The organism is Rhizobium sp. RU35A (assembly GCF_900156005.1).
In the GTDB taxonomy this organism is placed as follows: Bacteria; Pseudomonadota; Alphaproteobacteria; order Rhizobiales; family Rhizobiaceae; genus Neorhizobium; species Neorhizobium straminoryzae.
The window spans coordinates 394,620-403,472 of sequence record NZ_FTMR01000005.1 but is presented as its reverse complement, the minus strand read 5'-3'; the positions used below and the strand labels follow the sequence as shown (position 1 = coordinate 403,472).

Annotated in this window: 6 protein-coding genes and 1 pseudogene; 1 reads left to right on the top strand and 6 read right to left on the bottom strand. The window is 64.8% G+C overall.

Translation table 11 applies throughout. The annotated features are described in order from the left end of the window. Positions 1–650, top strand: a pseudogene (locus F3H95_RS14210) (IS630 family transposase); the annotation flags it as partial. Between the two features lie 1,800 nt (positions 651–2,450). Here the strand turns inward: F3H95_RS14210 and dusA are convergent. The 6 genes from dusA to F3H95_RS14175 all read right to left on the bottom strand — a co-directional run bounded on the left by dusA (position 2,451) and on the right by F3H95_RS14175 (position 8,853). After that, on the bottom strand, positions 2,451–3,479 hold the full coding sequence (gene dusA, locus F3H95_RS14200; protein ID WP_244618020.1) for a tRNA dihydrouridine(20/20a) synthase DusA: 1,029 nt from the start codon (positions 3,477–3,479) through the stop codon (positions 2,451–2,453). A gap of 486 nt (positions 3,480–3,965) precedes the next feature. Beyond that, the gene (locus F3H95_RS14195) at positions 3,966–5,222 is read right to left on the bottom strand and encodes a Zn-dependent hydrolase (protein WP_149746474.1); all 1,257 of its coding nucleotides are present in this window, start codon (positions 5,220–5,222) and stop codon (positions 3,966–3,968) included. Next, positions 5,219–6,052 (bottom strand): BtpA/SgcQ family protein, encoded by an 834-nt coding sequence (locus F3H95_RS14190; protein WP_149746472.1) that lies wholly within the window; start codon positions 6,050–6,052, stop codon positions 5,219–5,221. The genes F3H95_RS14195 and F3H95_RS14190 overlap by 4 nt, the downstream gene beginning before the upstream one ends. A 5-nt stretch (positions 6,053–6,057) precedes the next feature. Continuing rightward, positions 6,058–6,963: a PfkB family carbohydrate kinase gene (locus F3H95_RS14185; RefSeq protein ID WP_149746471.1), complete on the bottom strand. Its 906-nt coding sequence runs from the start codon at positions 6,961–6,963 to the stop codon at positions 6,058–6,060. Between the two features lie 9 nt (positions 6,964–6,972). Then, complete coding sequence (locus tag F3H95_RS14180) at positions 6,973–7,737, bottom strand: glutamine amidotransferase (protein ID WP_149746469.1); 765 nt, start codon at positions 7,735–7,737, stop codon at positions 6,973–6,975. Positions 7,738–7,764: 27 nt separating this feature from the next. Then, a complete protein-coding gene (locus F3H95_RS14175) occupies positions 7,765–8,853 on the bottom strand; it encodes a phosphotriesterase (RefSeq protein ID WP_149746507.1) in 1,089 nt (362 codons plus the stop codon).

The window sequence follows — 8,853 nt, the reverse complement described above, 5'->3', positions numbered from 1 at the left end:
AGTGCCCTTGATGTATGGCTGCGCAAGCGCGGTTGGACTTTCAAAAAAAGACCGCACATGCATTGGAGCAAGAACGGCCCGACCTGCTGAAACGTCGTCGCGACTGGTTCGATGGTCAGCTTGATCTGGATCCGGCAAGGCTCGTGTTCATCGATGAAACTGGCCTGTCTACGAAGATGTCCAGGCTGCGCGGCAGGTCCCCTTGCGGCGAGCGTTGTCGAGCCGCGATCCCACATGGGCACTGGAAGACGACGACTTTCACCGGTGCGCTCAAGCTCTCGGGCATGACCGCGCCCATGGTGCTCGATGGTGCCATGAACGGCACGGCCTTCCGCGCATATGTCGAACAGGTTCTGCTTCCAACGCTGACAGTTGGCGATGTCGTTGTGATGGATAATTTGCCTGCGCATAAAGCGGATGGTGTGCGGCAGGCTATTGAGAGCGTTGGTTGCCAGCTTCTCTACCTCCCACCCTACAGCCCGGACTTCAACCCTATTGAAAAGGCCTTTTCCAAGCTCAAGGCGCTCCTGCGTGCGCGAGCCAAGCGCAACGTCGAAGCACTGTGGGACACGGTCGGCGAAATCGTCCCCCTCTTCAAACCCAAAGAGTGCGCCAACTATTTTGCGTCGTGCGGATATGACCCCGAGTAAAGTGGACGCGCTCTAGTTGTACCGCAGGGCACACGACAGTGGATCCTCGGGTCAAGCCCGAGGATGACGACCGAGACGGGAGGTCACCGTCCCATCCAGCGCTATCCAGGCAACAGGCACCAGCCTCCTCTTGGGGCACCAGCCGTTCCACACACACCGTCATCCTCGGGCTTGACCCGAGGATCCATGCCCAAGCCTCCATCATAACCGCTTGCCGTACCGCCAGCCCCCTCTGCCCTGCCGGGCATCTCCCCCATAGGTGGGGAGATCGGATCGTGGCACCGGTTTCCCGCCTCATGACCCTCGCCATCGAAGAAACCGCTCCAACCTCTCGGTGAAGCGACCGGTGATCCGTTCTGCCGATCTCCCCCCTTGTGGGGGAGATGTCCGGCAGGACAGAGGGGGTATCGCGCCGGCACGCCAACAGCGACCGTCGCCAAGGATCAAAAGACCCCTCCCAACCCTCCCCACAAGGGGGAGGGCTTTAACCCGGCCGACCCGCCGAAGCCAATCGAAGCATGGGCGGGTGCCGTCTGCGGTCTCCCCCCTTGTGGGGGAGATGGCGGCAGCCAGAGGGGGTATCGCGTCGGCGCGCCAACAGCGACCGTCCGTAAAAACAAAAAGAACCCTCCCAACCCTCCCCACAAGGGGGAGGGCTTTAACCCAGCCGACCCGCCGAAGCCAATTGAAGCACGGGCGGGTGCCGCCTGCGGTCTCCCCCCGTGTGGGGGAGATGGCGGCAGCCAGAGGGGGTATTTTGCCGATGCACTGACGTCGTCAACCCTCTGTCCCAAAACATCTTTCGGCGAATTGCAGGGCCAACGACAAGCGCCACGACAAAAAATTCCACTTCCCCCTCATCCCCACCCCCGAAATCCATGCCTACAATCGCCTCGTCCCGCAGCGGATACACCGGCAGGCGTGCCGGCGATGCGGGGCCGGTTCGGGGCAGGCGGGTGAGACGCAAAACCGCCTGAGCCGGGTCCGTCAACAGGGTCCCCCTCCGGCGACCGGGTGGAGGAAAAGGCGCGTCGGACGTCTGCGCCTTGTCCTTCAACGCTCCCAGCTGCGCGTCGGGCGTGCCTTATGTTGCACACATGGGGAAGGCCGGCAGGGGCCGCATCGCCCGTTGTCCGCCCGAATCCCTCCCGCCAAGGGAAGGATGACGGGAACGGCGATGGCAAACGGCGCCACCGGCCTTTCAGACAGAGGGACCGACCGGCGGGCACAAACAACCGAACGGGGCGCTGAGAGGTGTCACATATAAACTACCCTACGAGGCAGCTTTCAGCGCCCCGGCCGAATGCAGCGTCACAGCACGGGTCGAAACCGGCCGCGTGAACAATGGCGGCTGCGCGCGGCGCGGCAGCGACAGGCAAGACGGGTTCAGCGCAAGGAGGCGAGGATGCCGGCGAATGACACGATGATCGCGATCGATGAGGCCCGGGTGCGGCGCGGCCTGATGGCGGCGGCGGGCAAGGCGCTGTTCGACTGCCGTTTGCGGGCCTGCCGCCGGGCGGGCAACTGCCCGGCATGGGACGGCAACGCGACGCGGCTGGAAGAGCTGCCGCCCTGCCATCGCGGCCATGTGGAACCGGAGGTCGATGCGGGCACCGCCGAGATGCTGGTGCTCGGCATCACCATTTTCGGCGATTTCCGCAGGCAGGGACTTGATGGCCCGGTGGTGCGGGAGGCCGATCCGGACCTGCGCGAGGCGGCGCTGGAGGCGGTGCGCCTCTGCCTGCCGAAAAGACTCTGGCCGGCCTATGGGCGCTGGCAGCGGGCGCTGCGGGCCCGGCTTCAGGAGGCCGCGCGCTGCCCCTCGCCGGCGGCCGGGCCGCTCGATCCCAGGCGTGGGCCACCGGCAATGTCCACCGCCGCAAAGGCCTCGGCGATCAGCCCCGGCCCGACGCCGGGCTTCGTCGCCTCCGAGGAGAGCAGCTGGCGATAGCGCCGGGCGCCGGCAAAGCCCTGGAACAGGCCGACCATATGGCGCGTGACATGGTTCAGCCGCCCGCCGCCGGCAATCACCGTGTCCGCATAGGCCATCATGGCGTCGCGAAGCGCCATCCAGTCGAAGGCGGCGGAGGCGTCCGCGGCGCGGGCGAGCGCATCCGGCCCGGTCCCGGCAAGGGCTGCATCGACCCCGGTCAGCAGGCCGGCATTCTGGTAGGCGGCGCGGCCGAGCATCACGCCATCGACATGATTCAGATGATGAAGGGCCTGAGAGAGATCCTGAATGCCGCCGTTGATGCCGATGAAAACATGCGGGTTTTCCCGCTTCATCGCCTGCACGAGATCATAATCGAGCGGCGGGATTTCCCGGTTTTCCCTGGGCGACAGCCCCTGCAGCCAGGCCTTTCGCGCATGGATCCACACCGCATCGGCGCCAGCCGCGATCACCCGGGCGAGGAAATCCGGCAGCACCACCTCCGGCGCCTGGTCATCCACCCCGATGCGGCACTTGACCGTGACCGGCACCGTCGCGACCCGCTTCATCGCCGAAACGCACGCCGCCACCAGTTCCGGCGTCTTCATCAGGCAGGCGCCAAACGTGCCGCTCTGCACCCGGTCCGAGGGGCAGCCGACATTGAGGTTGATCTCGTCATAGGCAAAATCCGCCGCAATGCGCACCGCTTCGGCAAGCTTTGCCGGATCGGAACCACCGAGCTGCAGCGCCACCGGATGCTCCGCCGGATGATGCGCCAGCAGTCGCTCCCGCGGCCCATGGATGATCGCATCCGCCACCACCATCTCGGTAAACAGAAGCGCGCGTGCCGAAAGCTGCCGGTGAAAGAACCGGCAATACCTGTCCGTCCAGTCGATCATGGGCGCAACGGCAAAGACGGGTGCCTTGAAATAGTTGCTATTCTGTTTTTCTACGGACACTTACGTCTCTTTCTTCATCGTCTCGTTTGCGCTCGTTCTGCGTTGTTTCCGCCGATTTTGGCACCGGATTTGGCAAAGGATACCAGATCGCGGGCCGGTCATGGACGCGATGAGCGCGTGCAGCCGCGGCAGCCTCACCGACCGGCGCAAGTCCGGATCATGCCGGATGGCGTGACTTATCACGGGACCGAGACCTTTGACAGCCATCGACCGCATGCCAAGGGAGCAAGTCAGAGATCCTCCTGCTCAGGAACTGCGGCGCAAGGCAAGGTCATGCAAGACTGCTTTGCAGGTGATGCATCTCACGTTCAAATCTGGTGTGCGCGGGATCGCTTGACCATGGCAGGAGAGTTCGCCGTCGCCGCGGTTATACGCAAGGACCGGGGATTACGTTTCCCGCCTGCGCCGGCCTCTGACACTCAGTGCTCACGCCGCCGCAAACCTGCCCGCGAGTTCCCTGACGACATCCAGAAGAACGCTTGCGCCGAGAATGACATGATCGTCGGTCACGAACTCCGCTTCGTTGTGGCTGATGCCATTGCGGCAGGGAACGAAGATCATGGCAGAGGGCGCGGCGCGGCTGACGAAGAGGGCATCGTGGAACGCGCCCGACGTCATTCTTCGGCTTGCAATCCCGCGCCTGAGGCAGGCTTTCTCGATGACGTCCACAATCGCGGGGTCGAATGTTCCGGGGGCCATGTCGAGACGGCGATCGATCGACAGGGCGCAGCCCCATGTTTCTGCCGCGCGCGCGCAGGCTGCCCTCACATCCGCCTCCAGATCGGCAAGTGCCTGATGATCCGGATGGCGGACATCGACGGTGAAAGAGGCATGGTTCGGGATGACATTGATGGAACCCGGTTCGACAGCAAGTCGGCCGACGGTGAGCCGGGCCTGCGCATCGCCCGGCATCACGGTTGCCTGCAGAAAGGCGATCGCATCGGCTGCAGCGGCCAGGGCATCCTTGCGGAACTCGCGCGGCGTCGTGCCCGCATGCGCCGCCTCGCCGGTGAAAGTTACCTCCAGCCACCGCGTGCCCTGGACGCCCGTCACGACACCGATCGGCACAGCCTCGCGCTCAAGGACGGGGCCCTGCTCGATGTGAAGCTCGACGAAGGCGAAAGGCGACGGTCGCATCGGCCGCATCGCGGCCTGCGGAAGTGCGGCAAGCGTCGCAGCAAGCTCATCCTCTAGGCGGGCGCCGTCGGGCGCCACGACCGACCGCCACGCGCCGATGGCGGAAGCACCGGCAAAGTCCATGGAGCCCATGCAGCCGGGCGCATAACGGCTGCCTTCCTCGTTGGTGAAGGCGACGACCTCGATTGCGCGCAGCGTCCCGGCGTCCGCATCCGCCAAGGCCTCCAGAACCTCGAAGGCGCTGAGTGTGCCGAGCGCGCCGTCGAAACGTCCACCGGTCGGCTGGCTGTCCAGATGGCTGCCGATCAGCACCGGCGCCAGGCCGGTATCGCGGCCCTCGCGCCGGATGAACAGATTGGCGGCGTCATCCTGAAACACCGAAAATCCGCGCGCCATTGCCCGTTCCGTGAGCAGACGCCGTGCGGCCCGGTCTTCGACGCTGAGTGCCTGCCGGTTGACGCCACCGGCGGGTGTGGCACCGATCGCTGCAAAATCCGCCAGCGACTGCAGCAGACGCGCGCCATCGACCTCCACTCTCTTCATCATCGATCAAGGCCGGCGATAAAACGGGTCACCCGGTCCGGCTCGACGGCATTCCACCAGACACCGTCATATTTGAGGGCGCTTGCGATGATGACGCCATCGGCGACGGAGAGAATGTCGTTGGCGTTCTCATGCGTCACACCGCTGCCCACCAGGGTGGGCAGCGAGGCGGCCTCCTTGATCATGCGGATATAACCGAGATCGGCGGCATGGCCGGTGCGCTGGCCGGTTGCAATCACCACATCGGCATCGAAGAAGACGAGGTCCCTCACCTGCTCCTCCACCGGCCGGTCACCGACGATGGCATGAGCGCCGTGCTTGACATGCGCATCGGCGAAGATGCGGATGCCGCGGGCCCTCAGATGCGCGCGGTAACGCATGGCGCGCGCGGCTTCCCCCTCCACGATGCCTTCATTGGCGACATAGGCGTTCGCCCACTGATTGACGCGGATGAAGGAGGCCGAGGCAGCCGAGGCAATGGCAAGGGCGGGAATGGCCGCATTGGCCAACACATTGATGCCGATCGGCCGGCCGAATTCGCGGCGGATGCGGTCCGCGATGACGGCCATGTGGGCAGAGGTCTCGTGGCCGATGTCATCGGGCTTGGCGAAGGGCACGTCGCCGTGGTTCTCGATGATGACCGCATCGCAGCCGCCGGCAAGATAGGCCTTCGCGTCGGACAAACCACGCTCATAAATGGCCTCGACGCCCTCGTCGTCATAGCGGGGGGCGCCCGGCAGGGGCATCAGATGCACCACGCCGATGATCGGCTTGTCACGGCCGAAGAGGGTTTTCAGTATCGTGGAATCCTGTCGTCCGATGGGTTTGGTCATGATGATCACGCAATATCCAGTGTCGGGGATGAGGCAAGGGCGGAAAGCTCCACCCTCGTGGGAAAGGCCGAGAGCGTGCCGGCACGGCCAACGGACAGTGCAGCAGCCAGCGTCGCAAGCCTTGCGGCAGCCACTATCGGCATGCCGCGATGAAGAAGGCCGGCCAGCGTGCCCGCAAAACAATCGCCGGCGCCGCTGGTATCGACCACGTCGACTTTCGCCGCCGGTATGGCAAAACTCTCCCGGCCGTCATGCAGCACCGCGCCCTCCCCGCCAAGCGTAATCACCACCTGCCCGGCGCCCATGGCGCGCAGGCGGTTCACAGCCGCGGCCGGATCCCGCTCGCCGGTCAGGGCTTCCGCCTCCAGCCGGTTGGCGATGAGAAGCGAGACCGACGCCATGTCCAGCCCGCCCGGCGGCAGCGGGCTCGGGTTGAGGATGGTGAACAGCCCCGCCGCCTGCGCGTGCCGCAGGCAGGCGGCCGTCTCGTCGACAGAGAGATTGCCCTGCATCAGAAGGCTGTCACCGCTCTTCCACGTGCGGGGCAGGACGCCCTCGGCGAGAGGGCGGAACGAAGCGGCGCAGGCCGCTGCCGTGACGATGACGTTTTCGCCCGCGCCGTCCACCAGGATCACGGAACGGTCACTCGGCAGATCGAAGCGCGACAGCCTTGCGCCGGCAAGCTCGGCGGTGAGGAGCGCCTGCATCCGGTCGGCTGCGGTATCATGGCCGACGGCTGCCCAGAGCGTGACGGAAGCCCCCGCTCGCGCGGCGGCAATCGCCTGATTGGCGCCCTTGCCGCCGAGCCCCTCTTCCACGCCGTCGGCATTCAGCGTCTCCCCCGGTTGCGGAAGCCGCGCCAGGTGAAAGCTGCTATCGACGCAGACATTGCCGACGACGTGAACGGTCATGGTGCGGCTTCAGTCCGTTGCCCAGGCCAGCATCTGCGCAAACAGCGTCTTGTATCCCGGCCAGGCAATGAATTCCGGCGGCAGCCAGTGCGGGCCGACATCCGAGGTCCAGACGACCGTGCGGCCTTCGCCATAGGTACCGGTCACCAACAGGGGCAGGGAGCCGTATTCGCTGGAAACGGTCATCAGCTGTTGGGCGCCTTCCTTCAGCACCACCTCGTTGAATCCCAGAAGATAGGGAAACGCGCCGGAAATGCCGGAGAGGATGGGATGGTTCGCATCGCCGGAGACGACCGGCGTAAAACCTTCCGGAACCTCGACGCGGTCATCCACCGGCAGGCAGGAGACGGGCAGAACCTCCTCGACCGGCGTGTTGCGGTAACGCGCGCCACCATTGATGCCCTGGAAGGAATAATAGCCGCCGAACATCAGGAGCGCTCCGCCGCCTGCGACATACTCCCTCAGCAGCTTCAGCCGGTTCGGCGTGCGGCGCGAATGGATCCAGGTATCGGGATGCAGAAGCAGCGTATTGGCGCCGATATCCGACAGAACGATGGCGTCATAGGCCTGAAGGCCTTCCAGCGTCAGCGGGAAGTCGCGCTGCGCCTCATGCGCGGGCATGAAAGTGACCTCGAACGGGCTTTCCTTCAGGGCGCTGAGCAGTTCATCAGCGCCGGTGTGATAGGTGACGGTCGGAAACTGGTCGAAACCCTTGATGTGGGTCGCGGTCGATACCCAGGATTCGCCGGCGAGCAGCACTTTCTTCTTGGTCATGGAAACTCCTTCAAACGATGACGGCGCTCAGCGCCCGGCGGAAAACACGGTTTTGGGATTTTCGACCAGCATGCGGTCGATGGCGGCCTGGTCCACACCATGGCGCTTCAGGCGCGGCAGGAAGTGCTTGAGGATGTAGCCGTAGCCGAAACCGCCGTAACGGGTCAGCATGATCTTCAGGAACACATCCTGCGACAGAAGCAGCCGATCGGCAAAACCCCTGTCGACGAGGGTCGCTATGGCGCGCGCATTCTGTTCGTCGGACGGCGACTGGGCATCCTGATCGGCATAATAATAGTCCATGCCGATCATGTCGTATTCCAGAAAGGCGCCGCGGCGGGCAAGCGCCATCTGGAAATCGAGATCGTCATGGCTCGGGTTCATGTGGCAGAGCACGGTGTGACGAAGATCCGCCCCCTCCTCCTCGATGACATCGAGCACGCGATGCGCCAGCCGCTCCCAGCCCGGCAGGTGGATGGAAAGCGGCAGGCCGGTGAGGCGCGAGGCCCGCGCCGAGGCGCGAAGCGACTTCTCCTCCTCCGCCGTGAAATGACGGCTGACGCCGACCTCGCCGATGATGCCGGCCATGATCCCGGGCTGGGTCTCGCCCCCGCCGACATCGTTGACGATAAAGGCCGTCACCTCGTCAATGTCCATGCCCTTCAGCCAGTCGGGATGGGTGTGTTCGAGATAGAACCCCGTCCCCATCACGATACGCAGGCCGGACATACGGGCAATCCGGGCAAGACCCTCCGCATCGCGCCCGATGCCGAAATTGGTGGTTTCCACCACGGTGCAGCCGCCAAGCGACTGGAACCGCTTCAACTCGCTGAGCGCCAGATCCCCGTCGTCCAGCGAGACATTGTCGCGGTTCATGTAGGGGTTCATCCGCAACTCGCCGATGATCTCCATCGAGACCTTCTGCTCGGCAATCGCCTTCTCATCGGGGTGGCATGGGCATATCCAGCTGCGGGCGCCATCCAGAAAGATGTGCTCGTGCATCAGCGTCACGCCAAGATCGTCCACCGGAACGGGGCCGGTCACCGTCATGGCGCAACCGGTCCCGACACCGATCGGGTGGCGCTCGCGCGGCTTTTCGGCAAACAGATGGTCCAT